This window comes from Paenibacillus sp. PDC88 (assembly GCF_900106725.1).
Classification (GTDB): Bacteria; Bacillota; Bacilli; order Paenibacillales; family Paenibacillaceae; genus Paenibacillus; species Paenibacillus shunpengii.
This window is the reverse complement of the sequence record NZ_FNNT01000020.1, coordinates 1-25,443: the sequence shown is the minus strand read 5'-3', so window position 1 is coordinate 25,443 and position 25,443 is coordinate 1. Positions and strand designations below refer to the sequence as shown.

The window sequence follows — 25,443 nt, the reverse complement described above, 5'->3', positions numbered from 1 at the left end:
ATTTTGTTAAGGAGTTTTTTTTGTGGAAGATAAATTGCTAAAGCTGATGGAGAAAGAAGAGGCTTTGAAAAAGAAAAAGGAGAAAATTGAGGAAGACTTACGGAAGGTAGCCAAACAGATCAAGGAAGTTGAACATCAACAGAAGGTAAGAAATATTGAGGACAGCATAGTGATTTTGAGTAGCCATGGCATTAATTTGAATGATGTAATCAAGGAAATCCAACAAGGGAAATTTGACCATTTAAAGAAAGCTTCTGCTGATGCTGGAGGGAATACATCCGGTGAGGCTGTGGGGCAAGGTTAAATCATTATATCTGAGGGCTGAATAATCGCTATTCAGCCCTTTATTTTGAAGGGAGTATTGTGATGGTGAAACGTAAAAAATGGTTGTTTGTCAGTCTTGGAGTAGTTGTACTGCTTATGATCGCTGGAGCAATGGTGGTGAACACAAGCACCTCAAGAGAAGGTGTCCTAAATAGAATCAGCGCGGCAATAGACAATAACGATACAGAATTGCTCATATCTGTAATGCCTGATGAAATACAAGGCTATCCAACAGTGGAGGATTCGGCTAAATACTTTTTGCAGACAGCAGCTGACAACAAGGAGCTGACAATGCAACTCTTGGATAAGGAAAATTCTGATGTAGCAAACAGCGTTAAAGAAATGCGTTTGAGTGGAGAGTTTCCATTCAGCATAGAAAAATCGGGGAAGAAACTGCTGTTTTTTGATAAATACGTGTTGTTGCCTAAAGAAACTTATGTGACCTTTAAAGACCTTAGCAATGATGTTACGTTGAAACTTAATGGCAAAGAAGTGAAGCGTGAGGACTTACAAAAACCATTACTAGCAGGAAGCTATGAAATTGAAGCTATCAAGTCATCTGCATGGACAAGCATCACTGATAAGAAATCAGTAACAGCTGGAGAAAAGCCGAGTAGGGAATTGTCATTTGACTTAACGGGGTATGTTCTGGATTTGTCTAAGGAACTAAAAGGAGCTGAAATTTTGTTTAAAGGTAAAGGGACAGGAATCCGTGTTGGCGACCCTAAATCAGCAGAGTTTGGGCCTATAGAGGAATCTGACGAGAAAGAGATACAGCTTGCAGCGCAATTTCCGTGGGGAGAAACGTTAAGCTCGCATTATGATAAATCATACTATACCCTTGGTAGCGGATCACACTTCTATTTTATTCCTGATATAGAATTCGCAAACGAGTTGTTCCTTGGTTTTGCAGAGGAATACGCTCAAGCAAGTGTAAAACAAAGTGTTGAGCCTTTCAAAAGTGCCACGGACAAATTCAAGGCTAAACAAGCAAATGCTTATCAGCCTTCAATGTTTGGTAACTACTCTTATAATTTAATTAAAACCTATTTCAATAAGGAAACACCCAAAATTGTAATCGACAAAGAGGGTAATCCGGTCATGCAGCTGGACGGAGTTATTCGATTGAATAGACTGAAAACCGATTATCTTAGGGAAAAGGAGTATGTTTATTCTCTTTCCCTAAAAGCTTTATATGATGAGGAAAAGCAGATATGGAGTATTGATGAGGCAAACTTAGGGTCTTTTGCAAGTATTCCTAATCAAAATGAAGAGGGTAAATACGTTATCACGACTGCAAAAAAATAGAATTGTACACATACACAAGAATGGCCACTCTCGATCAGCGTGGCCATTCTTGTTTTTTGTATACATTAAACGATTCCGGAAAGAGCCGGCAGCTCACATTTTGTATACAGATTATGCTCTGTTGCACATGCCAGGATAGATTTTGTACTTTTTATACTTCGTCAAATACCTCTTTCAATATGTTAAGTGCTTTTCTTTGCTCTTTCTCGCTTCTTTTTAATAGCAGTGCATGGATTTCCATAATATCTTCGCTGTCTTGTCTTCTTCCTAAACTCATAAGTTCAAAGAACTCAATATTTAAAGCGCTTGATATCTTTATGATGGTCTCTAATGTAATGTTGCTTTCACCGCGCTCAACTCTGCCGACAAAGGAGAAGGATGAGCCTATTTCATCTGCTAGGGCCTGTTGGGTTAAACCCTTTTCGGTCCGCAACTTCCTTATAATACTTCCGATTTGTTCAGCAATAGTTTGATTCATAAAAGTGATCTACTCCTCTTACTAAGAAGTGTAGACAATTGGCGAAATGTAGTGGAGCCACTATAAGATTTAAAAGTTTTAAATATTGTTCCCATATGTGTCATGGGGTATACTGTAAATATCTTCAAAAGAAACAATGTTTTGTCGATATATAGTTTCATGGTCAAACTACTTGATACTAAGGGGATTTGACTAATGGGGATTTCGTTGGTTATATTTGTAATTATATGGAGGAAATTTCTATGTAATGACAGCTAAGATGCTCTTATATAGTGAAATGAATCTATTTTATGGAGGCGGTTGGTAGTGGAAAACCAGAACGATATAGACAATGAATTTTATTTGCTGTCGGATCATGTAAATGCCTTGGATAAAGGGTTTGAGTTATTCCGACTAAACTACAGGCAGAACAATTGGAACGAAGCGGATCGCGTTGCTAATCATATTTTGTCCTTGGCAGAACGGATGTATGAAAACAAGAAAAAATGGGGTGAACTTGTTATTCCTTTAAATCAAATGCTAAAGCGTCCTTTGATTTTTTATTTTGGATACGGATATTTAGCAAAGTCAATCGTTTTCCAGAAGCAAGGTCTTTTTGACCGCGCTAGAGAGTACATAGCCAAATATGCGGATTTGGGATGGTATGAGAATGCCACAGATGAAGATATGGAGGAAATTGAGCGGTTTAAAGGATTTGCGAAGGCTAACGGGTACGCCGTTGATTTATTGTCTGGCAAGATAGAATTATTAAAAGAGTATGTTGATTTTATATTTGAGAACGATGAGGAAACACTGCCCGGATTAGTTACAATTTTTGAAGCTGCAAACTTGAATGAATGGAATATAGACGAATATTACTATAGCTCTATTCCTGAGCAGTTAGACACTGTCCAATGATACAAACATGCCATAATTAATACTCAATAAAATCAAGGGTTCTTATTAGTTGAAAGGGGATGTTTGTGTCCTAGTTCAGTGACACAAACATCCCCTTTTACGTATCTGGTGACACAAACATATACTTATAAGGCGCGAAAATTATTTACCGAAAATTATGACTATGATAAGATAATAGCAAAATCTTGTCAAAAAAAGGTGTTTTATGTACGAGCCAATATTCCTATTAAACGAAGCAGTCGGTAGTAGCTATTGGGAAAGGTATAGTTACAAGCTTCAAAAGGACGTTCAATTGTTCGGTGATCTTAAGTACGATCATTGGATATTGGTCGAAACGGATCCCAACATTCTTAAATTTTGCGAAAGACCAAACAGTGAGAAACTGCTAGAAAATAATTTACATAAGATAAGGTTTTTGATATGTGGCAGCTTGAACGAAACGGAAAAGAAACGTTTGTAAACGTAAGATATAAAAACCAAGAGACTGATCATGAGAGGTTAGAAAAATGGTGCTTTAAATAAGGATATGACTATAAAGTACTCTACGAAGAGGACATACGCGGACAAGATCTTTACCTGAAAAATATGAAGTAGTTACTGCCATATATCGGTCAACGGAATATTCCCATCGAAACGGATAAAAGGCACATTCTACGTGCTCTCGGTGACGAAACTAAAACTATCGGAGAGTTGCAAAGCATATGTTCAACAATTCCGATCAGTCGTATCCATATATTTCTTAATTTATTCAGGAGAACTAATTGCATCCAATATAAAGGAAGTCGAATTAGGAATCTTGACCGAGGTGAAGCGAATTGGGTAGAAAACGGATTTTAGAAAATGTCGAAATTGAACCGAAATATTTGGATATAAACAACTGGCCAGTCGTTTTAACCGACGATTGGTCGGAAGAACGTAAAGAGGTTTTCCTTAAAAGGAAAGCTGCAGTCGAAATGAGGGGGAACTTGGATACTGTCAACTTTAGCAGTGGCGATGGGGGCGGCAGTGTTTAGGTTTATCCAAGGTTAGCTGTCTAAACAATAGAATAGTGGCGAAAAGAGATCAAACCCTACTCAACTTGTAGGGTTTGATCTCTTTTCTAATCTGTTCACCGATGAAAACAGACAAGCCATGTCCTCAATATTCATGGTTTGTCTGTTTTTCTTAAAACCCCTTATATTGAGGCTCTTCATTTTCCAACTGTTGTACGCGGCTTTCTACTTGCTGCACGATTTGTTGGGTTTGTTGGGCCGCATTCGTAAAGAGCGATTTTGCTTCTTGATTTTGTGTTTCCAAAGCAAATTGTTCCAGACTCGCCTGAGCACTTTTTAAAGATGCTACGCACGTTTTCACTTGAGAAGCAACTGTCACGGAATGTCACCTCCTTTACCTTAGGATAGGATAATGTTTCAGGGGTAATAGGAATAGATGCTTACATTCTCCCAATACCGAAATTAATATTTCCGTCTCGCAACAAAAGCATACGTTAGAAAAATTTTCAAATGGAAATGTGTGAAAATAATGGAATAGGGACATATTAACTTTTGTCGATTAAATGTGATTGGAAAGGAATGGTGATATTATGCCGGATTGGGTAGAAATTGCTTTGCGAACGTTATTGTCTATGGGGGTTCTTTTTGTCCTAACGAAGATATTGGGTAAACGACAGGTATCAGAGCTTTCATTGTTTGAGTATATCACCGGAATCACGATCGGCAACCTTGCAGCTTACGTTTCGTTGGATCTGGAGTCCACTTGGTATCTGGGCTTGGTTTCGATGACGGTTTGGACCGTTGTTTCTTTAGGGATTGAATTTCTACAGCTGAAAAGCAAAACGGCAAGAGACCTATTCGACGGCAAAGCAACAGTGCTCATTAAGGACGGCAAGATCATGGAGGATAACCTAAAAAAAGAAAGGATTACCACGGATGAACTTATGGAACAGCTTCGAACTAAGAATGTGTTCAAAGCTGCCGATGTTGAATTCGCCATCATGGAGTCAAGCGGTAACGTTAGCGTTCTTTTAACCAAGGAAAATCAACCGTTAACGCCTAAACACCTGGGAATAAATGTCGGGCCGGAACAAGAACCTCAATCGGTCATTATGGATGGAAAAATAATGGACGAACCGCTTGCCACGATAGGTCTAAACAGGAAATGGCTGGATACGGAACTGGAGAAATTAGGTGTTTCGATTGATAACGTATTTCTTGGACAGGTGGATTCCTATGGCCAGCTATACGTTGATTTATTTGATGATCAGATCAAAGTACCGAAACCCCAGAAAAAAGCCGCGTTGCTTGCAACATTGAAAAAGTGTGAAGCGGATCTCGAAATGTTTGGCTTATCTACCAAAGAACAAAATACAAAGCAGATGTACGAGCAATGTTCAAAAGCGTTAGAAAAGATTATTGATGAAGTTAAACCATTGCTGATTCGTTAACAATTCGCCAATTATACGTCAGCTGAAAATCGAGGAGGATGTTCATGGCAAATAATAGCGCGTGGTGGATCGGCTCTTTCGTAGATCAGAAGTCGGTTTCCAAGGCTAGAGTTCGAGGAACCTCCAAGTTAAGCTGGTCTCAGTAACCCCCGCAGAAGAATTCCCTGAACACTCGGCATTACAATCGATCGTAGGGCAAGTTTGGCAGGATAAAAAGAATTACTCGGGAGTACTCGTGCAAGAGAGGTTAGATGGCAAATTGCGATCCATGAATGATCACCAGGACGAGACAAATAGGCTACCAGAAAAAGTAAGTCAGGCAGCCTATTTGCTCTAAATACAAGGAGGGGACTGTACCCCACCATTAGTATATATACCGTGGAGGTTGTATAAGTACAATTATCGAGTTGGAACGAGGTCCGATCAGTGCTGATAGATAAAAATTCTTCGAGGTAAACTTTCCACAACGAATACGAATAAAAGGCATCCAAAATTGGGCACCGTTTTTGCAGCCACGACGAGAGCACGCATCATTTCCTCAATAAGACAGTTTTTTAAATGGGCTGTTAAACAACAATACCTTCGATATGATGTTTCCCAGTATATAGAGAACCCGAAACTCGGTGAACGGCTTCCTAAAAGCCTTTCTCTACAGGATGCCATGACATTTGAACAATACGCCGCGAAGCGCAAATTTAAAGAAAGAGACTCATTAATCACTACGCTGTTTTTATTGCTCGGACTACGGGTTTCTGAACTCGTAAGTATCGATCTCAAGCATTTCAATGAAGATGATGGATCGCTCGCAGTCATTGGTAAAGGGAACAAGGAAAGAAAACTCGTGTTGACACCGAAAATAATTCGGGCCCTGGAGAATTATAAGCCAGTTCGGCAAATGATCCTACAAAAACGCAATAGAATTGATGAACCAGCGTTGTTTATTTCGGAAAAACGAGGGCAGCGGCTAACAAGAAGAGCTGTGGGATTAATCATCGAGGAAATTGCAAAAGATGCCGGTGTTCGAGCAAATAATTATAAAGTAACGCCTCATAAGCTGCGCCATACTTGTGCAACCGTTCTATATAACGACGGTGAGGGAGCTGATTTGTTGGCAATTGCTGATCTATTGGGCCACGCGGACCCCAAAACAGCCACGATTTATACAAAAGTGAATATAGAGAAAATGCGAAAAATCGTGACATCAAACCCTTTGGAATTAACCTAAATTGGATCATGGCATGTTTGTGTCACAAGCGGCATAAAAGGAGATGTTTGTGTCACTGAGAGTATTTCCATTCAGAACTTTGTAAGGAGATGTTTGTGTCAAAAATCCATCCGAATTTGGGCTTTAAGGTGATGTTTGTGTCAAAAATAAGGGTATGTTTGTGTCATTAGACAGACACTTTTTCTGAGCTTGAAGACCTTGGAAATCGTGTATATTACGTAAAATTGCTGAATCAACTTGCAGCATACAATTTGAATCAGCGACGGTACGATATCGCAATTAATTATATCCTTGATTATATGCAAATAGCGGTTACAATGGACTTATACAGGGAATTTATTACAACTATAGGGATGTTTGAAAACGTCCGTAACCTAGCTACCACAGAGCAACAAATAAAGTACCAAAATATCTTACAGGAGGTGCATCATGAAAAAAGCATTAGTAGCTACATTTATGCTGATGACATTTCTTAGTATTGTGATTCCGGTTTCTTCACCGCCTTCCAATCCAACAATAACACCATTTAATCACGGCGTTAACGGGTAAAACAAAGGCCACTTGCATATTGATATGCTCCCATCACAGTAGACAGTAGAAAAAACAAAACTCTACTTCTACCATGATGGGAGTTTTTGTAATGTCCAAAAGAAGCCCGGTTTCATATGAAATCAAGATTCAGGTTGTAAGGCGTTGCCTGCAACATGAATCCAACCCCAACCATGAGGCAAAGCAACTGGGGGTCCATAAAAACACGGTTACCGATTGGATAAGAAAATACAAGGTAGATGGAGAAGAAGGATTAAGAGAATCGAGGGGATGGAAATCTTACTCCAAGGAGCTAAAGCTATCTGCCATTCAAGATGTACGCTCTGGCGAATACTCTGTACGAGCGGTGGTGAAAAAGTACCATATTTCGAGTAAATCTGTGTTAGAGAGCTGGATTTCCAAGTATACTGAAGGGGTGAAAATGAAACCAACTCGGAAAAGGATTGGATCCCCTCATATGAATAAAGGACGGAAAACGACTTACGAGGAACGTATTGAAATTGTACAATTCGCCATCGCCCATGATTTAGATTACCAGAAAGCCATCGACAAGTACGGTGTCTCTTACCAGCAAGTGTACGCATGGGTTCGTAAATATCAAGCGAGTGGTCATGAAGCTTTAAAAGACCTCCGAGGTCGTAAAAAGCCGCTAGAAGAGCTAGACGAACAGGAACGGCTAAAGCTTCGGATCAAGGAACTCGAGGCACGAAATGAGCATTTAGAAATGGAGAATGCACTCGCAAAAAAGTTGGCAGAGATCCGGCGAAGAAATACACGTTAACCTTTGTTCGACATGCAGACATCTATCAAGCGATTACAGAGCTGCATGCCGAGAAAGGGTATGCGGTCACCAAGCTCTGTGAGCTAGCAGGAATCGCCCGATCTGCCTATTATAAGTGGCTGAAATGGATACCATCCGACAGGGAACTTGAAAATCTTGCACTAGCCAAGGAAGTCAAACTTCGCTATGACAAACGAAACGGGATACTCGGTTATCGCCAAATGCGTACTCAGTTGAATCGTAAGCTTAAAAAAAGGTACAACCGTAAACGGTATTACCGCATCATGCGAGCCCTTGAATTAAAGGCAGTGATTCGCAAAAAGCGGCCCAATTACGTGAAAGCTCCAACCCTTCATATCGCTGAGAATGTCATGAACCGAAAATTCCAAGCGGAGGTCGCCAACCAAAAGTGGTGCACCGATGTAACAGAGTTGAAATATGGAAATGGCCGTAAGGCCTATCTGAGTGCCATTATTGACGGTTATGACAACTCTATTGTTTCATGGGTGCTCAGCCACTCCAATAACAATGAGCTTGTCATGAACACGGTAAAGAAAGCTTATAAAAGAAACCCGAATGCTACGCCGCTCTTGCACAGTGATCGCGGCTTTCAATATACTTCGCTGGAATACAAACAACTTCAAAAGAGATACAAGTTTACAAAAAGTATGTCTCGTGTAAGCCGGTGTTTGGACAACCAACCCATTGAACGATTCTGGGGTACCTTTAAAGCAGAAAGCTTTTATCTGGAGAAGCACGATACGTATGACAGTCTCCTTCGTAGCGTAAGAACGTATATCCATTATTACAATAATTTTCGATACACGGAACGACTAAACGGCTTATCCCCAAACGAATATCGACGAGCAGTTTAATTAAGAAAATAATCCCCTCAATATAACCGAGGGGATATTGAATACTAATGATTTTGTTTTTTTAGTCTGTCTACTTGACAGGGAGCACTTCATATGCAGGTGGCCTTTTGTAATGGAATCAACAATGTACACGTATATGTTTACGTTTACGTTTGCTTATATTGTGCGTCTCTATAGTAGTTGTGCCGCAGGTGCGGCAAAAGGTTTTCTGTTTCATCACAATTTAATGTGTAGGTTTCCGTTTCGATTTCGTCCATGCTGATAGGAGCCATATATGGATTGGAATTGATACTAAAGAATAAGCGATAAATGCTAAGTTGAATATAGTCTTATGTTGAAAAGTTTGTGCTTGGATATAGTTGCAGGATAGATACATAAGTATTGCGGATATGAAAACGTATTTGTTATATTCCTCTTTGCTCGTGCTGATCCGCAGGATTACCGCATGAAGCCACGCTACAAAAGACAAAATGGCTATAGTAAATACTGTTGCCATATCTTCACGCTCCCTTCTAGTAATATTATACCCATTATGTGAGAGATTCAGTCCTGTACACATATTATCGGCTTCAGATCCGCGGCCGTGATAGTTTCTGTGTACATTTTATCTGCTGCAGAAAGTACCAGGAGAAAAATACGTACACATCAAACCTAAACAAGTGAAGAAAACAGGTGTTTAATCCCCCGGTTCATCGGCCCTAAATCCCAAGCGACCCCGGAAAAAGCATCCGGGTTCCATTGGGATTCTTAACGGGCCTAGCAGGGAAGCTAAAGACTCTGGGGCAATGCTCATACATCATGGGGATTGCTCCGTTCCGTTTCACTCCACTCCACAAACCCCATCATGTACTACGAAGCAAAGGGAACCATGACTCCATTCCGCTTCGCTCCATTCCTTCATCGTTCCAAAACCTATTCAGGTAGACCCTTCGAAGATAAAACCTTGTGGGCAAGATCGAAGAAGTAAAGACAAGGCCCGTTCGCAGTAACCTGCGTGCAGCCTTACCATATTCCGTTTTTCAAAGAGATCATTCACATACCGTAGCCATCTAGTCGCATGGGATCATATAGAACCTCTCCGGGCAAGGCGAAAAAATTTTTTTGAGAAGTACACTCAAAATAATTTTTGTCGTCCCTTCGGGCAGCCTTGCCCTGCGAGAACCTATATGATCTTAAATCTGCGACGGCTACGGTATACGAATGATTTTGCTCTTTGAAAACTTCATACGGTAAGGCAAGACAGCAAGCAAGAAACTGCTCACAAACCTTAAAGGATTCCGCTCATCGCCGCTAGGGCTAGACAGGCAAACGGTTCCGAATAAGGGTTAGGGCCAAAAAAGTCAAGTCCGAATAAGTCATTTTGAAAGGAGGTGATAGCGATATGAACATTGAGATGTTGCGTAATCAGATTGAAAAGTTGCGAAAAGAACTCATTGATTTAGCAGAACGGATGGGTTTTACAGCGATGGAAGTTGTGGAGAAATCGCAAAAGTTGGACAAAGTGCTGAATGAATATGATCGAGCAATCCAAAGACAATCAAAAGGCCCGTTTGTTTAGCAGAACAAACGAGCCGGGGCGAAGATTTGAGACCCCTTCGCCCCTCCATTATAACACATAAGGGAGAGGTTAACATGAGCGAAAAAATCTATGAAATGGTTACAAATCGTATGATAGAGCTTTTGGAAAAAGGGGTTGTGCCTTGGCGCCGCCCGTGGCGAGTGGGTGCGGCTGTCAATTGGAAGACACAGAAGCCGTATCGGGGCGTTAATACGCTACTTCTGGAGCCGGGAGAGTATGCGACTTTCAAACAGGTAAGCGAAGCCGGGGGCAAAGTCAAAAAAGGCGAAAAGGGGCAATTCGTTGTTTTCTGGACATGGTTGGAGAAGGAAAACGACGAAACGGGAGAAATTGAAAAAATCCCATTTCTCCGCTATTGGGGTAGTACCAGCGAAGCTGACACCACCCGCAAAGTAGATGTTATTAAATGGGAAATTTGTTGATGACCTCGTTGTACTCCTGCTGTGCATCAGTGATTGCCAGTTTTGAATAGACTTCCAACGACTTCCGGCTTTCGTGGCCGGAATACGGTTGTATGAGTGCGTCATCGATGCCCTGCTTTTTAAGCCAAGTCAACAGGAAATGTCGTAGCTTATGCGGCGACAGATTTTGTACAAGACCGGCTTCCTCCGAATATTTAGCCAAAATCTTTCGTATTCCCCGATCCGTATATTTTTTCTTCCACGATGATTCGAACAAGTAAACCGCCTGCTTCTTTTTCATTGAATCGGCGTGCATGGCCAGCATTTCCTTGAACGATTGAGGGAAAGGGACAATGCGATCCTTATTCCCCTTGCCCTTATTAATCCGGATTTGGCAGTAGTGGAAATCAACATCGGACAATTTGATATTGATCAGCTCGCTTACCCGAACGCCGGTATATAGCAGCGTCTTGACGATCATCATGTCTTGAAAGTTCTTCGCTTGCCAAACCACATCGTAGTAGCGCTTAAGCTCCTCTTCTGTAGGTACATAGGGGAGCTTCTTCGCTGTTTTTGGAACCTCTACCTCCAGCTCTGCTCGAAGATGCTGAAACAGGCTTTTGAGATAGTCATAATCTGGCCGTTCCCCTCGGAGATACTTCGCCAGCTCCTTCGCTTTGCGTTTCGGGGATATGCGTCTTTCACTCACGCAATAACACCTTCTTCCAACGGAAGGCGTTCACTCATGTTCAGCCTAAATGTGCCGTAAGGGTTTACGTGCGTGTAGATCAGCGGGGTAAGCGCCCGCAAGTCTTCCGAAGTCATCATATCGAACCATTTGCGGTCGGATAGGATGCTTTGAAGCATAATGGTATTGATGTAAACCAGGCAGTTTTGCAGAAGGTGAAGAGACAATACGGCTAGCTCTTGATCTTCTAACCGGTTGGTAGCGATTTCTCCGCCTTTGCCGTAAAAGATAAAGCTGTTGGCCGAGTTCCAATTTTCCACGACATTCAAGCCTTCATTGATCTCGCGGCGCAGCTCCTCCGAGTGCAGGTAATCGCAGAGGAATATCGTTTTGACTGCTTTGCCGAGTTCCCCCAAAGCTTGATAGGTCGGATGCTTTAAATTATTACGGGTAAATCGTTTCAAGATTGCTTCTGTTTCGGCGGTTCCGAGTCGGAGAGCCGTAGCGTACTTCATCATTTGATCGTATTGCTGCCGAATTAGCTCCCAGTTGATTGGGCGGGTCAGCACCGGCTGCAAATTCGGATAGGCATCGGTCATGCCTGGTTCGGGCCGGTAAAGTTTTTGCGAATGAATCGCTTTGAGCCGTGGCATGAGCTGATAGCCCAAAAGGTAACAAAATGCGAACGCAACCTCGCTCTGGCCGTGTGAATCCACGTAATTCTTCTCGACCTCCATTTCGGTACAATGACGAAGCAATCCTTCCATCATGGCAGCGACTTCAGAGGAGGAGCACGATTTGAGCTGCGAGTAAATGCATGTCGAATTCTTCTCAACGTGCCAATATATCATAACGCCGCGGCCGCGGTACCGGATATGCCATTCGGTCATCAGATTTTGATCCCATGCACCAAATTTTTTTGAATCCGATGCACAGGATGTCGTGGCATCGCCCCAAATCTCCTGCATCCGAACGCGAAAAATCGCATTAACCACTTCGGATATCGCATTTCGGAGATTGTCCTTATGAATGAATTTCCTGCGGACGTACAGCAAGTCTTTGTAGCTTTCTCCATGCTCACCGGCACTCACACGTTTCAAGCCGGTATTCGTCCCGAGGCCATAAAGGGATAGGATGAGTCTCTTTTGCAGCGTATCCCTGCTTAACGCTTCGCGTACAGCAACAGTCTTGAATTTTTCAGTAAATCCGACACGAAGATCGGCCTCTTTTAAAATGTCCAACAGGCTCGTCATTGGCCAGCGCCGAAGCATCTCTGATTTTATCCGTGATAGGTTGACTGGCTCTGCTTGTGGTTCTAACGGAGATAAGCTAATCCAACCATTACCCTTCTCCGTGATCCGGACCTTGGGGTTTTTCTGGAGACCGGTATCAAGCTTTTCTAATCCATCTTTCATGGCCTGCTTCAACGTTGCAATGAATGCTTCTGCATCCAGCGGCTGCTTTAAAGCCTTATAATTTTCTTCCCGCCGTTCTTCGAAGTCTGTCGGCAAGTCATCGTCCGGATTCCGGTATCGGTTCGCTCCGGCCACCCATATTTCCTTGCAACGAAGCTTTTCCCGTAAAGCTTGCAGAACGCTTATCTCATAATTCATCCGATTAATTCGCTCTTGGCCTTTCTCGTCCTTCTCAACAATGATTTCTTTATTAACCGTCCGGATTACACCATCTACCGGGATTTCTTCGGACATTGGCAAATAATGATGGCCGGTGTCAGAATATTTCTTTACCAGTTCCAGCGCACGAATCACTGGCCGATGCACTTCATTGTTTGATCGGAATTCCAGAATGCCTAGTATTTCGGGAACCATACGGCGGTAGTGACTCCCATAGGAAGCCCGAATAATGGTATGGATTTTCTCACGGTAAGCCGGTCCGGTATGCTTGAATTCTTTTATCAAATCCCGTAACGTTTGCTCATTTACGACCGGGAAAATGACATCACGAATTACTCCGTCTGGATTGTTGACGGCAGACTGGGCCATGTTGAATAAAATGCCATACTTATTGCTTACTTTCCGTAGGTCATTCAGAATTTCCTTCTCGACCTTGCGTTCTGCCCGTACTCCTATTCGATGGACGATTTGAATAAGTAGCTCAATCAAATTGTCCGTTATCTCCATACTCCTTAGCCAGAAGAATGCGGCCAACAATGTGTAACGGATCGGATCAGGGTGGCGACGAAGTTCCCGGAGATCCTCTGTTGCGGTCCGCTGCCGGTACTTGGTCAATACTTTAAGAGGGATATCACGAAACAGATTATCCGGAAGCTCCAGATTTCGAATCGTTCGCAGCTTGCTTACTTCTCTTAACACACTTTCGACACCTGGTTTGCCCGGATCAGCTTTTAACTCTTGAAAAGAAAGAAGTCCCTCGTCGCTGCCGCCTTGGTCTTCATCTAGAAATGCGATACTATCTACGAGTGAATCCAGTTTGGACAAAGATGCCGCAGGCAACTTTTCCAATGTGACTTGGAAAAATTGTTCCTCATATGTACGGATTGCGGCTCTGATAAGTCGCTCAATGCGATCAGGCGTAGGCGGTACAACTTTCATCTCCCGAAATCGCCCGTATACGGTCTCGACCAAATGTTCGAAATCGTGATCTTGGAATAATACGCTTTTGCATAGCCAATCGATTACCTCTTCGGCATCATTGATGGTATCCTCACGAAAGCCAAAAAACTCCCTGATTTGTGTTCGATGGTAGGTAATGGAGCGACCAGTCCAATCGTATTGTGCGTACAGCTCTGCCGGTGCCTCGATCTGCTTTGCTATGTATTGAATTACTGCTTTGGGCACTTCGAATTTTTGGAAGGGGAATCGCGCTTCGTATTGGAAAAACTTAAACAGAACAGCAAACCCCAACCGAGTCTCCCCCGACTTATTGCCGACTTGCTGCATTTCGTTGGGAAGAAACGTAAAATGCTCAATTAACTCCTCCAGCTCCCAATTTCGCTTCACTTGATCCCCTCCGAGTAAAGTTCCTAAAATGGTTAGAATCGGAATTTTAATCATTAAATTTAGTATACCGAAGCATACTTAATGAGGCAATGTGGAGCAAAAAGCTATCATATTCCAATTACCTAATCAAAAACGGAACTTTTGCAAGATGGAATAGCCGAAGTGATTGGAATGAAGACGATGAGGGAAAAGTATATAATGGTGTTTCCATATTCTTCTTCAAAAGTTGAAAGAGGTGATCTTTATGCCAAAAATTCCGCTTATACAGTCATACATGATAATTATGCTTTCAGTCGGTTTGCTGAACCACGTCATTATTATACCGTTACTGCTCGGTGCTTCAGGGCGAGATGCCTGGCTGGTAGTACTTCTTGTATTAATCGCTTCGCCTCTTTGGATTGGCTCTTTGAACTACATCATCAAAAACATGAACGGCATACATTTAAAGGATTGGTTGCAGCAGCATTTCGGAATGTTTCTCTCCATAACCCTGGTTTTCATATATAGTGTGCTTGTATGGCTCATGGGACTCATTTCCTTGAAGGATACTCTAACTTGGACAATTGCAACTTATATGCCTCAAACTCCAATGCTCGTCCTTGTGGTAGCAACAATTGTCGGATGTTTCTTTGCGGCATATCAGGGGCTTCGCACCATTGCGATTGTGAGCGGGATATTGTTACCTTTCGTTGTCATTCTTGGCGACCTTGTAATGATTGCAAACTTTCAGTTTAAAGATTATACCTTGCTTTTTCCTTTGCTCGAAAAAGGAACACCTCCACTATGGAAAGGTGTTCCCTACGCTGCCAGCGGGTTGCTGGAGTTGTCGTTGCTGATGCTGATCCAGCATAAGTTAACGAAGAAACCGGGCTTCATAAGTTTGATGCTTGTTTGTCTCATTTTATCCGGGCTTACGATCGGCCCTTTGATGGGTTCGATTACAATGTATGGCCCTGATGAAGCGGCAAACCAACGATATCCTGTTTATGAACAATGGAGAATGGTTCGACTGGGCGAGTATGTGGAGCATGTCGATTTTTTCTCGATTTACCAATGGCTATCCGGTATGTTCATTCGAGTGTCCCTTTCCATGTATCTCTTGGGGGAATTATGGAAATTACAAAAGTATAAGTGGATACCTATGTTCCTAGGCGCTTTATTCATGTTGGTTGTTACATTGCTGCCTATTAGCGATATGGTCTTTCAAGACCTATTGAGCCTATATTACTTTCCATCGTTTTGTGTCTTTACAATTGGGGTCATGATCGTATATGTCGTACGAACCTCAACACGAAATAAAAGGAGTATCTACGAATGATAAAACGATTCAGAAATAAGAAGGCGGAGGTCTTACCATCGCCATCAAACAAAGTGGCAACTGTTTCACAACCGCTTAGTGAACCGTCGCTTATCCAACGCTTCCAGATGTGTCAAGATGTTAAGCGTCATGTTTACAAAATAAAAGCTGGTGATGATCAGTCGAGGATCGTTTTGCTGTACTGCGATGGTTTATGTGACAACCAACAGCTCATTCAGGATATGGTGCTGCCCCACTTGACTCGTTTTTATGAAACTTACGGATTTCATAAGAATGAGGAGATTGTTGAGTCGTGTCAATTACAGTTAGAGAGCATTTCTTTCGAGGAGTGGGAGCAACAAGTCGAAACGGATATTTTCGAGGGCAAGCTGCTTTTGTTCATTCCGGCACTAACTTCGTTGTTCTCCCTCGATATTTCCAAAAAACCGGCACGTAAGCCGGAAGAGTCTAACATTGAAGTCTCGATACGCGGTCCAAAAGACGGTTTTGTTGAAGAAGTCGGCGTCAATGTTGCGCTGATTCGGAAACGTATCAAGTCAACCAGCATGGTATACGAAACCAAAACAGTTGGCGTGAGAACTAAAACAACAGTTGCGATTCTTTATATGCGAGACATTGTTAATCCGAATATTGTTCAAGATATAAAGAAAAAATTGGATGGTATTCAAATTGACGGAGCAATCAGCGCCACTCAACTGGAAGAATTAATGGAACCGACAAGAGCTTTGTTTCCTTTGATGGGGTACACAGGAAGACCGGACTTCACCGTGAACTGCATGATGAATGGCCGCGTAGCATTAATTGTGGATGGTACTCCGGCTGCTTTGATCGCTCCAGCCAATTTGTTCTTGCTCCTGAAAACACCGGAAGATATCCACATTACTGCTTTATCGGCCACGTTCGGGCAAACTCTTCGTTTGCTCGGGTTGTCCGTTTCACTCATGCTGCCCGGATTTTGGGTTGCCATTCTTGCGTATCATCAAGATCAACTGCCTTACTATTTACTTGCAACTATTGGCATTAACCGATTAGGAATCCCATTAGGTGTGGCAGGGGAAATGTTTCTGTCGCTCATCTTTTTAGAAATATTGCGGGAAGCCGGTGTTCGCTTGCCTTCTGCCATTGGCTCTACTGTTACCGTTGTGGGAGGTCTTATCCTGGGGGATGCAGCCATTCGGGCAGGATTTTTATCCCCGAGCATCGTTGTCATAGGAGCGATTACTCAGGTGTTCGGTTCGACTTTATCCAGCCAGTCGTTATCTGGGACAATTAGCATCTTACGCTTTATCGTGTTTATTTTGTCTGCCGCGCTTGGCATCTATGGCTTTTTTCTTGCTTTATTTATCGTGACAACCCATTTAGCCTCATTGCGTTCATGCGGTTTGCCTTACCTGGCTCCGCTTTCGCCCCCATATAAAGATTTCGCCAATGCATTGTTCCGATTACCTTGGAGATGGCGAAAAACTCGACCGGACAATCTGAATACTCACGATCCTACAAGCCAAGGGGATGGGCAGAAATGAAGACGTATAAATATATCGTTGTTCTTCTGCCCCTCATCATACTCACCGGCTGCTGGAGCAAATACGAAGTGCAAAACATGAATTATACGACAGCAGTCGGAATTGACTATGCGGAAGGTCAATACACCATCTATGCGCAATTGCTTGACTTCTCGACAGTGGCAAAGCTGGAGGGCCAACAAAAAGCGGAGCAGCCCCCGGTCTGGGTCGGTAAGGGACAAGGCTCCTCGTTTACAGAAGCAGCGAATGATTTATACAGCACTTCGCAACAGAGGTTAAACTGGGGACAAGTCTCTGCGATTCTGTTCAGCGAACGGTTGATGAAGGAAAGGAAAGTCGGTGAAGTGTTAGAACTGATCAACCGTTATCGTGAAATAAGGTACTTAGCCTGGCTATTCAGCACGCGAGATCCCCTTGACGAGATCTTAATGGCAACATCGTTTTTCAGATTGTCACCAAAGGCATCGATTCTACATAATCCTGAACAGAATTATCGACAGCATTCTATTCTCGCTCCGATCCGCCTGCAACAGTTTGTTCTGGATTCAAATGAAAAGGCTAAGTCAAGCTATATACCAGAATTATCAATTCGAAAAGACCAATGGAAGGAAAATCAAAAGCCACGTGAGTTGCTTAGATTTTCTGGCATACAAGTATATGATCAAGAGCACTATTATGCACGCATGGACATCCAAGATCTGTCCGGGTTGCCGTGGCTAAATAAACACACAATCCGACTGCCTCTTGACTTGTTTTCCGATAAAAAACTTATAGCGGTTCTCGTCGCAGAGAAACCTAAATATGACATTACTCCAAGTGTTAAATATGATAAAGCGTATTTCGATATATCCGTTTCAGTGAAGGCTGGGGTAAATGAGTTGCATGCAGACGTTACTGAACAAGAACTCACGCAAATGGCTCAAAAAGAAATTGAGCGGCAAATTAGGAAAACCTTTCAAACTGCGCTTGAGAAGAATATAGATATTTATAATCTAGGGGAATCTCTTTTTCGCAAGAATCCGCATGAATGGAAACGCATTGCATCAGGGAAACAGCATTTTGTCTTAAACGAGGATTCCTTGCAAGCTATAAGCGTTAATATGGATATCGTATATCCTGGAAGATATAAATTTAAAAAAGAGATTCTTGCTGTCCCCTAATTTTTGATTTCTTCATTGATACAAATACCTGTCATAGAATGTCTAGCGCGGCGAAAAGGTAAAGGATCGAGGGAAATAAGATCCTAGAATTACTGATTTACATATTTGCCCATATACTTTGCGGGTGGTGTCAGCTTCGCTGGTACTACCCCCTATTACACGGTGTTTGAAATCAATACTCAATGTGAAGGATTACAGAGCAAGCGAAACGACGAAACATTTGACCATGATCCTATAGAAGCAGCAGAGCGGATTTGTGAAGGGTATAAAGACGCTCCGCCCGTCCGGTTTGCTTCCGGGCGTGCGTTCTATCGTCCAGCTGACGATATTGTGAGCGTGCCGCCTATCTGCGATTACAGCAAGCCAGAAGAATACTACAGCACGTTATTCCACGAGCATGTTCACAGTACAGGCCATGAAAGCCGCTTAAATCGTTCAGGAATTACCGAGCTTGCAGCCTTTGGAGATGAGAGTTACAGCAAAGAGGAATTGGTAGCGGAGATCGGGGCGGCAATGCTTTGCGGTGTAGCTGGTATTGATAACAGCACCATAGAGAACAGCGCGGCTTATGTGGGCAGTTGGTTGCGCAAGCTTAAAGATGATAAGAAGTTAGTTGTACAGGCCGCAGGACAGGCACAGAAGGCCGCAGATCATATTTTAGGGGTAACGTTCGAGGCAGCTTCTGAGTAACTAGAGCGGCCCCCATCCAACCGGGTCCCTTCCCGGTTGGATGGGGGAAGTTCATTGTTTTTCTGTACATAAAATTTAAACCTGGATCTCGCCTGAAGGTGAATTTTTGTACTCAAAATATCAGCGGCCGGCTTAAACGTTTCCGGAATTCTGTGTACGGATTTTACGTTAAAAAAAGTGGCCATTGAAAGGAGTGTGTACAATGTACACTCAAAGGAAAAAACAAGCGATTCCCATGTATACCAATGGCAAGTTGAGAAATGGTAGACTATACGTAAGAACCCGTTCGGGGAATTGGATTCATTTGCGATTGCTTCTACTTGATATAGAATAATTACAGGCACATAGGAACGGTGGGAGGTTTTATGAAGGAATTTAATGAAATTGAATTGTGTCTTGATGATATAACAAGTGAATTTTTAAAGAGAACAAGGAAAATCGGTGATCCCTTAAAAGCAGCAACCATTAAGCAGGAAACAGTGGACGAGCTTAGTACAAGGCTTATTCAGATCGTTCCAGCAAAGTCATTATTCATGTTTGCCAACCAATACATTGATACTGTGAAGACTCAGCAGCATGATAATGAAAGCGATGCAGCCAGAGCAAAGGCAACAGTTGAAATTTTGGAAAGAGCGTTAAAAGTAAAATCAGTGGAATACTTGCGTGAGGTTGTACCCATTAACAGGAACATAGCGCAGCACGCTTTGTTTTCTGCTAATCCGAAGAACGTGCCGAATCAGCCCACAACGACTGTACACGGTGTGCGTTCTGTCCATATTAAGAACAATACGGGCGAGGTACTAACTACTTATGAAGCCCGTGTAATGGGCGCTATACAGTCTCTATGGTTCAAGCAGAACATAGACGGGAAACCCTATGTTGAACTAAAATACGCTGATATATTGAATGAATTAGGGCTAACGGATGGATCGGCAAACTATAAGCGCATCCAGGAAGCCTTAATGCGGCTTATGAAAATAGAAGTGACCTTAACACAGTATCAACGTTCAAAGGATTCAGAATATGAAGAGATCGCTTTTACTCGCTTAATAGATCAAATTATATTCAGGCGAAAGGTAGGAACTACCAACCACTTTCAATATAAGTTCCAAATAAAGCTGCCTGAATGGTTAGTTGAAGCTAACCGGGTAGGCAACTTGTTTGATATCTCTCTCATCCTTATGAATGACTTAAAATCATATCTGGCACAGGGTTTGTACTGGTTAGTGTCATCTTATCCCGAAGAATCTACAGTTACGTTTGAACTTCAAACGCTGGCTGGTCATTTTCACTTTTTAGATGATAACGAGCCGATCATGCAGGTGTATAAAATTGTTGAGCGAATCAAGAGCGCATGTATCGAACTGCAAGCAGTAGGCTTTATAGAACGCTTCGAGTTTAAAGGAAAGAAACAAGGGTTGCACGATCGCTATTTGACGGTTACAAAAAACCCGGTTTTCTTGAATACATTATCTCAATCGAGAGAGTTGATACCGGAACAATTAGAGTTTTTCCCTGACCCCTTATAGGGGTCTTTTTTGATACTTAAAACATCCATTTGACTACGGAAAACGATAAGAAACATCCATTTGACTACGGAAAAAGAACAAAAAAAAAGCAAAAATCATGAAATTACTTACTAAATCGTTCCAATTCCCCGAAACATCCGTTTAACTACGGAAAACCACCTCAAAACATCCGTTTGACTACGGAAAAGGCGCTCAAAACATCCGTTTAACTACGGAAAGTGAATACTGTCGCAATTTGCCAAAATTTAAACCTATAACGTATGATATTGATAGGTTCAAAGTTTTACAAAAAGAACCTTAAAAATAGCAAAAAGCCCACACACCAACACTGCAAAATGTCTCCGTCGCCAAACTAAGCCATTTTGTAGCGTTTCAAGAGTATGAGCCTTTACTATAATATGGGCCTATTATACTATAGCCCTTAATTTAAAGTAAAGTAAGGACTCTCTCTTTCCTGATGCCTTTTTTAGGTGTGCGTGCGGAAATTGAGAGTTTTTTTGCGTTCCTATACATAGCATAGGGCTAATTTCATAATCAAATATCAGGCGTTCGCATCCACTTTTTTTAAAAATGGACATGCGAGGGCTTAGTTTCTTATTGCCTTTTTTGAGAACTAAGCAGAATGCCACCCCAAAACGACTATAACTATACGCGGTATGTCGTCCGCGTCTCTCCCAACCGTGCATCCGTGAAAAAAGCCAAAGCCGTTCAATGGTTTAGGTCACGCGACGTCGGATGACTAACATGGACGGAGATGATTAAACCCGCCGAAGGGGATTCGGGCATCCTGCTGCCATTTGGCGGCAGGCACTGCCCTAATTTCGCGTGTCCACCCCTTCCAGATTGGCGATGTGACTCCATCGACCAATGTCCCGTCCGTGTGCGCCTATGGCGCAGGCTGCCGGGGGGAGTTAGTTCGACTATACGCGGTAAAGCACGACCTGGACGCGTCCCACCCCCCGACAAGCGAAACGACCGATGGCTGGCTCCATACGCCTGACATCAGCCCGATTGCCGCAGCTCCCCCCATTTTGGGGGGGCTGCGGCTCTCTCTCTCCTGCTTCTCCTCCGCCTGCCACAAATTCAAGTGACTGTCAACACAAAATTTAGAGCCGCAAATGTAGGGGTGGGCGTGGGGAGGATGATTTTAATCCTTAAGGCGAGCGTAGCTCGGCTACCTTTTCTAAACGGGGTGTGGATATCTTTTGGGGTGGAGGCGACTTTTCCACAGGTTTTAATAGGAGTATGGTAGAAGTACGAATGCTGCGTATAACTTACTATTTATGATTTTTCACTATATGAAATATTCATAATAGGAAGTGGAGGAATGACCACAGAATACACCTGTTGCCGCACCTGCGGCACAACAACATTTTAGCGTGAGGGTTAAGCTGATCAGTTCATGTTTACGTTTATGTTTACGTATACGTAAATGTATGTTATAATAACAACAATATTAAAGGTATAGGGAGGGCATGATATGGCAAAGGTTATCTCATTTGGCATACAAAAAGGTGGTTCGAGCAAGACAACTACTTCCGGAATTGTAGCTTATATTCTTAGTCAGGAATATGAAAAAAAGGTTCTTGCGGTTGATCTGGATTCACAAGGGAATTTGACTGAATTACTGACTCAACAAGACATTTATAACTTTCATGAGAAAACTGTTTTTGAAGCCCTAAAGGAAAAAGACGCACGTAAGTATGTACATAAGGTATCTGAGGGGCTAGACTTGCTCACGGCAGAGGATCATTTGGCGCGTTTTCCATCGTGGTTATATGAGTCTTATAAAGGCAACCGTTCGCTAGTGCTAAAGGAGACTCTTGAGAACGTACAAAGCGAATATGACTATATTATCATTGATACTCCGCCAGCTCTTGGTGATCAGACGATTAATGCACTAGCTGCTTCTGATGCAGTTGTTGCTATGTTTGAAGCAAGTAAATTTTGCTATTCAGCAATTGGCCGCTTTTTAGAAACATGCATTCATGTGCAGGAACTGGTCAATAAGGATATGAAGATTGCAGGAATACTGCGTTCTCTCATAGATTCAAGGAGAACCGATAATAAGGCTTTGATCGAGCTGATTGAGGAAGAATACGGGGAATTATGCTTTGAAACTATAATGACCCGTACAGCTGCTATAGGCCGCTTGTCTATTAATGGGTTTAAAGATAATCCTGAGTTGAATCAAGGTTTAAAACTGTACAGAGAATTCGTTAAGGAGCTGATTAAACGTGTCTAGTAGTAAGATGGATGAGTTGAAAAACAAAATAAGAAGCACGTCAGCCAGCAGCGTTCATCCTGAACTTATTGATACTTCACACGAAGACAAGCCGAAGCCCAAGCCTAAAAAGAAGAAATTTGAAGAAACGCATACAAGAGATACCGTTTGGATCGAGAATGATTTAAAAAAGAAGATAGATAGTCAGAGTGCGGAAAATGGCAGAGGGGAGAAAACAAGGATCATCAATGAAGCATTGAGGCTTTACTTTAATGAAGCACATAAATAATTACGTAAACGTGTACGTTTACATTTACGTATCAAAAAGAGGCTATCTGCTCGGATCGCAGACAGCCTCTTTTATTAGGGCCGTGTATGCAAAACCTATTTCAGCCAAATCCTTATTTGAAATCAACGCCACAAAAGGCATTTATTCCATTTGAACGAGGTGTTATACTTGTTTCAGGAGAACCGTGCTGGTAACACGGTTCTCTGGCAGTCGCTTTAAATAAAGGCGGCGGCTTACAAGGTGGGCTTTATGGGGCAGACCGCATCCTTTGACCGGGCGGTCTGTTTCTCAAATTATAAACGTTTACGTATACATATACGATTACATTTACGTATACGTAAATGTAATCTTTAATTAAGCAAATAGACGGATGAAGTGATTCTTTACGAAAGAAAGCGCGCACACGTAAATGTTTACGTATACATATACGTTTATATAATTACAATTATCGAATGTAAACGTAAACGTAAATGTATACGTATGTGTATTCATGGATACAAAACAGGCTTTGGTTACTATGTCAATACCCTTGAATAAATGCTATAATTAGGAAACGCTATGAAAGGAGGGCAAGAATGCAGGAATTTATTATAATCGTGCTGATCGCCAGCTTTCTGTATCCCATGAAAAATCTGATTGGTCTTTTAACACGTTTAGCCTTGTTCGGAATGATGGCCTACACTCTGTTCTCAGGCTCTATTCCGAATTGGGGGGATAAATTATTTGCATTAGTTATATTGTCCTTGCATATCCTCATAAATTTGTTGGTTAGATTCCTGAAAATGAAAATAATAAAGGCTTAAACCGTCCTTTCAACAGGGCGGTTTTTTTTCAACACATAACAGAAGTTATGTGTTGAAAATTTGCGCTAAACGCTTGTTTTTCAATACATAACTATGGTAAAATGAATTTATAAATTCAACACATAACTTTTTCGAAAAGGTGGCGATTACAGATGAGTCGGATTTCCACAAATGAATTGAAAGAAGTTTTGAAAAAAGCGACACATTCTGCTCGTGAAGAAGCTAAAAGAAACGGTGTACCAGCTGTCTATGAAGAAAATGGGGAAATGGTGAAGGAGTATCCAGATGGTAAAAAAACTAAAGTCGTTTTCACGGAAGAAGGACGAAAAGAAGTAGCCTATCATGAATAAACCTGTCATGACTGTTTTCGCTGGTACAAATGGAGCTGGTAAAAGCACGCTGACTAAACAATTAGTCGGGCGGATCGGAGAGGTAATCGACCCGGACGCGATTGCTAAAAGTATCAACCCTGACAATCCTGAAAGTGTCTCACCAGCAGCTGGCAGGGAAACTTTAAACCGTGTTAAGGAATGCATCCGGTCAGGGAGAAGCTTTTCCATCGAGACAACTCTTTCAGGAAAAACGGCCATTCGTCAAATGGAACAAGCAAAAGCATCCGGCTTTGAGGTTGATTTGTATTATGTGGGATTGAAGAATGTTGAATACCATATAAGCCGTGTTGAAATGCGGGTTGCTCAAGGAGGACATTTCATACCGGAGGAAGACATTAGACGCCGTTATGATCGTTCACTTAAAAATTTGGCTGTTGCTTCGAAAATTGCTGACCGGACATACGTTTTTGACAATACTTCGGAGTTTACGCAATTACTCGAAATCAATGAGAGAGGACAAGTACGCTATCTCGTGGACAAGCTGCCTGAATGGGCCAGACATTCGTTTGACTCGCGTTCTACGTTAGCGGAAAAATTGAACCGGATTAAACCTCTAATAGACAATCGTAAGACTGAACGGAAACCTAAAAGCAAGGATGAACCAGAGAGATAGGCTGTGGCCCCTTATCGTTTTTTTATGACCCTAAATGATACATAACAGACCCATCAGGAGGTGTGTTAATGGCTAGAACAACGTCTAAGGATGCAAGGCCGAGGGTGGATTGCAGCAGCGGAGTCAAGGCATCATTACGTTCAGTACGTGAGGCGTTGAAGTGCAAGACCGATTCAGAAACACTCGCGTATTTATTGGCCCTATATGATGATTCTTATGAGAAGATAACGCTTGTGAAGGATAAACAGTATCGTGAGAAGGCAGAAATAATTGATCGGGGGGTACCGCCAACAAAGTGCGGATTTTGTACGCTAAGCCCCGTTTGATCGAAAAAAGGCCGATATCCTGTACGCTAAGGATTACCGGCTTATTG

At 42.3% G+C, this 25,443-nt stretch carries 24 protein-coding genes and 1 pseudogene; 21 read left to right on the top strand and 4 right to left on the bottom strand.

What is annotated here, in order from left to right:
- The first annotated feature begins 22 nt into the window (after nt 1-22).
- Nucleotides 23-304, top strand: coding sequence for a hypothetical protein (locus tag BLW49_RS27645; RefSeq protein WP_090728099.1), 282 nt, complete (start codon nt 23-25; stop codon nt 302-304).
- 62 nt (nt 305-366) lie between these two features.
- The gene (locus BLW49_RS27640) at nt 367-1,632 is read left to right on the top strand and encodes a TcaA second domain-containing protein (protein ID WP_047914422.1); all 1,266 of its coding nucleotides are present in this window, start codon (nt 367-369) and stop codon (nt 1,630-1,632) included.
- 151 nt (nt 1,633-1,783) lie between these two features.
- Here BLW49_RS27640 and BLW49_RS27635 read toward each other — a convergent pair whose 3' ends face one another.
- Nucleotides 1,784-2,110 (bottom strand): helix-turn-helix domain-containing protein, encoded by a 327-nt coding sequence (locus tag BLW49_RS27635; RefSeq protein WP_047914423.1) that lies wholly within the window; start codon nt 2,108-2,110, stop codon nt 1,784-1,786.
- Between the two features lie 306 nt (nt 2,111-2,416).
- Here BLW49_RS27635 and BLW49_RS27630 point away from each other — a divergent pair, with 306 nt between their 5' ends.
- Complete coding sequence (locus BLW49_RS27630) at nt 2,417-3,007, top strand: hypothetical protein (RefSeq protein ID WP_047914445.1); 591 nt, start codon at nt 2,417-2,419, stop codon at nt 3,005-3,007.
- Between the two features lie 815 nt (nt 3,008-3,822).
- The gene (locus tag BLW49_RS27620) at nt 3,823-4,020 is read left to right on the top strand and encodes a hypothetical protein (protein WP_028407011.1); all 198 of its coding nucleotides are present in this window, start codon (nt 3,823-3,825) and stop codon (nt 4,018-4,020) included.
- Nucleotides 4,021-4,171: 151 nt separating this feature from the next.
- Here the strand turns inward: BLW49_RS27620 and BLW49_RS27615 are convergent, their stop codons facing one another.
- On the bottom strand, nt 4,172-4,378 hold the full coding sequence (locus BLW49_RS27615) for a DUF1657 domain-containing protein (RefSeq protein WP_007781230.1): 207 nt from the start codon (nt 4,376-4,378) through the stop codon (nt 4,172-4,174).
- Nucleotides 4,379-4,589: 211 nt separating this feature from the next.
- Between BLW49_RS27615 and BLW49_RS27610 the strand changes: the two genes are divergently transcribed.
- The 6 genes and pseudogenes from BLW49_RS27610 to BLW49_RS27575 all read left to right on the top strand — a co-directional run bounded on the left by BLW49_RS27610 (nt 4,590) and on the right by BLW49_RS27575 (nt 10,881).
- A complete protein-coding gene (locus tag BLW49_RS27610) occupies nt 4,590-5,450 on the top strand; it encodes a DUF421 domain-containing protein (protein WP_090728097.1) in 861 nt (286 codons plus the stop codon).
- A gap of 493 nt (nt 5,451-5,943) precedes the next feature.
- Nucleotides 5,944-6,675 (top strand): tyrosine-type recombinase/integrase, encoded by a 732-nt coding sequence (locus BLW49_RS27605; protein ID WP_052512302.1) that lies wholly within the window; start codon nt 5,944-5,946, stop codon nt 6,673-6,675.
- 640 nt (nt 6,676-7,315) lie between these two features.
- Nucleotides 7,316-8,005 carry a helix-turn-helix domain-containing protein gene (locus BLW49_RS27595; RefSeq protein ID WP_076209648.1) on the top strand — a complete coding sequence of 230 codons (690 nt, stop codon included), beginning with the start codon at nt 7,316-7,318 and terminating at the stop codon, nt 8,003-8,005.
- 14 nt (nt 8,006-8,019) lie between these two features.
- Nucleotides 8,020-8,880, top strand: a pseudogene (locus BLW49_RS27590) (IS3 family transposase); the annotation flags it as partial.
- Nucleotides 8,881-10,261: 1,381 nt separating this feature from the next.
- Nucleotides 10,262-10,438 (top strand): aspartyl-phosphate phosphatase Spo0E family protein, encoded by a 177-nt coding sequence (locus tag BLW49_RS27580; protein WP_081872843.1) that lies wholly within the window; start codon nt 10,262-10,264, stop codon nt 10,436-10,438.
- 74 nt (nt 10,439-10,512) lie between these two features.
- Entirely contained in the window at nt 10,513-10,881 is a 369-nt protein-coding gene (locus tag BLW49_RS27575; RefSeq protein WP_256209958.1) for an ArdC-like ssDNA-binding domain-containing protein, read from the top strand.
- Here the strand turns inward: BLW49_RS27575 and BLW49_RS27570 are convergent.
- Together BLW49_RS27570 and BLW49_RS27565 are read right to left on the bottom strand one after the other, a co-directional pair.
- The gene (locus BLW49_RS27570) at nt 10,862-11,569 is read right to left on the bottom strand and encodes a tyrosine-type recombinase/integrase (RefSeq protein WP_006211811.1); all 708 of its coding nucleotides are present in this window, start codon (nt 11,567-11,569) and stop codon (nt 10,862-10,864) included. The two genes, BLW49_RS27575 and BLW49_RS27570, sit on opposite strands and share 20 nt — an antisense overlap.
- On the bottom strand, nt 11,566-14,529 hold the full coding sequence (locus tag BLW49_RS27565; RefSeq protein WP_024631230.1) for a Tn3 family transposase: 2,964 nt from the start codon (nt 14,527-14,529) through the stop codon (nt 11,566-11,568). The genes BLW49_RS27570 and BLW49_RS27565 overlap by 4 nt, the downstream gene beginning before the upstream one ends.
- Nucleotides 14,530-14,773: 244 nt before the next feature.
- On the opposite strand from BLW49_RS27565, the gene BLW49_RS27560 reads away from it, so the two are divergent.
- The 11 genes from BLW49_RS27560 (at nt 14,774) to BLW49_RS27510 (ending at nt 25,396) form a co-directional block, all read left to right on the top strand.
- Complete coding sequence (locus BLW49_RS27560) at nt 14,774-15,847, top strand: endospore germination permease (protein ID WP_006211809.1); 1,074 nt, start codon at nt 14,774-14,776, stop codon at nt 15,845-15,847.
- Nucleotides 15,844-17,370, top strand: coding sequence for a spore germination protein (locus BLW49_RS27555; protein WP_256209957.1), 1,527 nt, complete (start codon nt 15,844-15,846; stop codon nt 17,368-17,370). Before BLW49_RS27560 ends, BLW49_RS27555 begins: the two co-directional genes overlap by 4 nt.
- Nucleotides 17,367-18,530, top strand: a complete 1,164-nt coding sequence (locus BLW49_RS27550; RefSeq protein ID WP_006211807.1) for a Ger(x)C family spore germination protein — start codon at nt 17,367-17,369, stop codon at nt 18,528-18,530. The genes BLW49_RS27555 and BLW49_RS27550 overlap by 4 nt, the downstream gene beginning before the upstream one ends.
- Nucleotides 18,531-18,635: 105 nt before the next feature.
- Nucleotides 18,636-19,220, top strand: a complete 585-nt coding sequence (locus BLW49_RS29365) for a zincin-like metallopeptidase domain-containing protein (RefSeq protein WP_256209956.1) — start codon at nt 18,636-18,638, stop codon at nt 19,218-19,220.
- Nucleotides 19,221-19,585: 365 nt separating this feature from the next.
- On the top strand, nt 19,586-20,749 hold the full coding sequence (locus tag BLW49_RS27540; RefSeq protein WP_047914429.1) for a replication initiator protein A: 1,164 nt from the start codon (nt 19,586-19,588) through the stop codon (nt 20,747-20,749).
- Nucleotides 20,750-22,229: 1,480 nt separating this feature from the next.
- Nucleotides 22,230-22,994, top strand: a complete 765-nt coding sequence (locus BLW49_RS27535) for a ParA family protein (RefSeq protein WP_047914430.1) — start codon at nt 22,230-22,232, stop codon at nt 22,992-22,994.
- Nucleotides 22,987-23,262 (top strand): hypothetical protein, encoded by a 276-nt coding sequence (locus tag BLW49_RS27530; RefSeq protein ID WP_047914431.1) that lies wholly within the window; start codon nt 22,987-22,989, stop codon nt 23,260-23,262. Before BLW49_RS27535 ends, BLW49_RS27530 begins: the two co-directional genes overlap by 8 nt.
- A 575-nt stretch (nt 23,263-23,837) precedes the next feature.
- Nucleotides 23,838-24,065, top strand: a complete 228-nt coding sequence (locus BLW49_RS27525; protein ID WP_090728094.1) for a hypothetical protein — start codon at nt 23,838-23,840, stop codon at nt 24,063-24,065.
- A 152-nt stretch (nt 24,066-24,217) separates the two neighbouring features.
- Complete coding sequence (locus tag BLW49_RS27520) at nt 24,218-24,415, top strand: hypothetical protein (protein ID WP_047914433.1); 198 nt, start codon at nt 24,218-24,220, stop codon at nt 24,413-24,415.
- Nucleotides 24,408-25,070 (top strand): ATPase, encoded by a 663-nt coding sequence (locus BLW49_RS27515; protein WP_090728092.1) that lies wholly within the window; start codon nt 24,408-24,410, stop codon nt 25,068-25,070. Before BLW49_RS27520 ends, BLW49_RS27515 begins: the two co-directional genes overlap by 8 nt.
- 68 nt (nt 25,071-25,138) lie before the next feature.
- Entirely contained in the window at nt 25,139-25,396 is a 258-nt protein-coding gene (locus BLW49_RS27510; RefSeq protein ID WP_090728090.1) for a hypothetical protein, read from the top strand.
- The last annotated feature ends 47 nt before the right edge of the window (nt 25,397-25,443 follow it).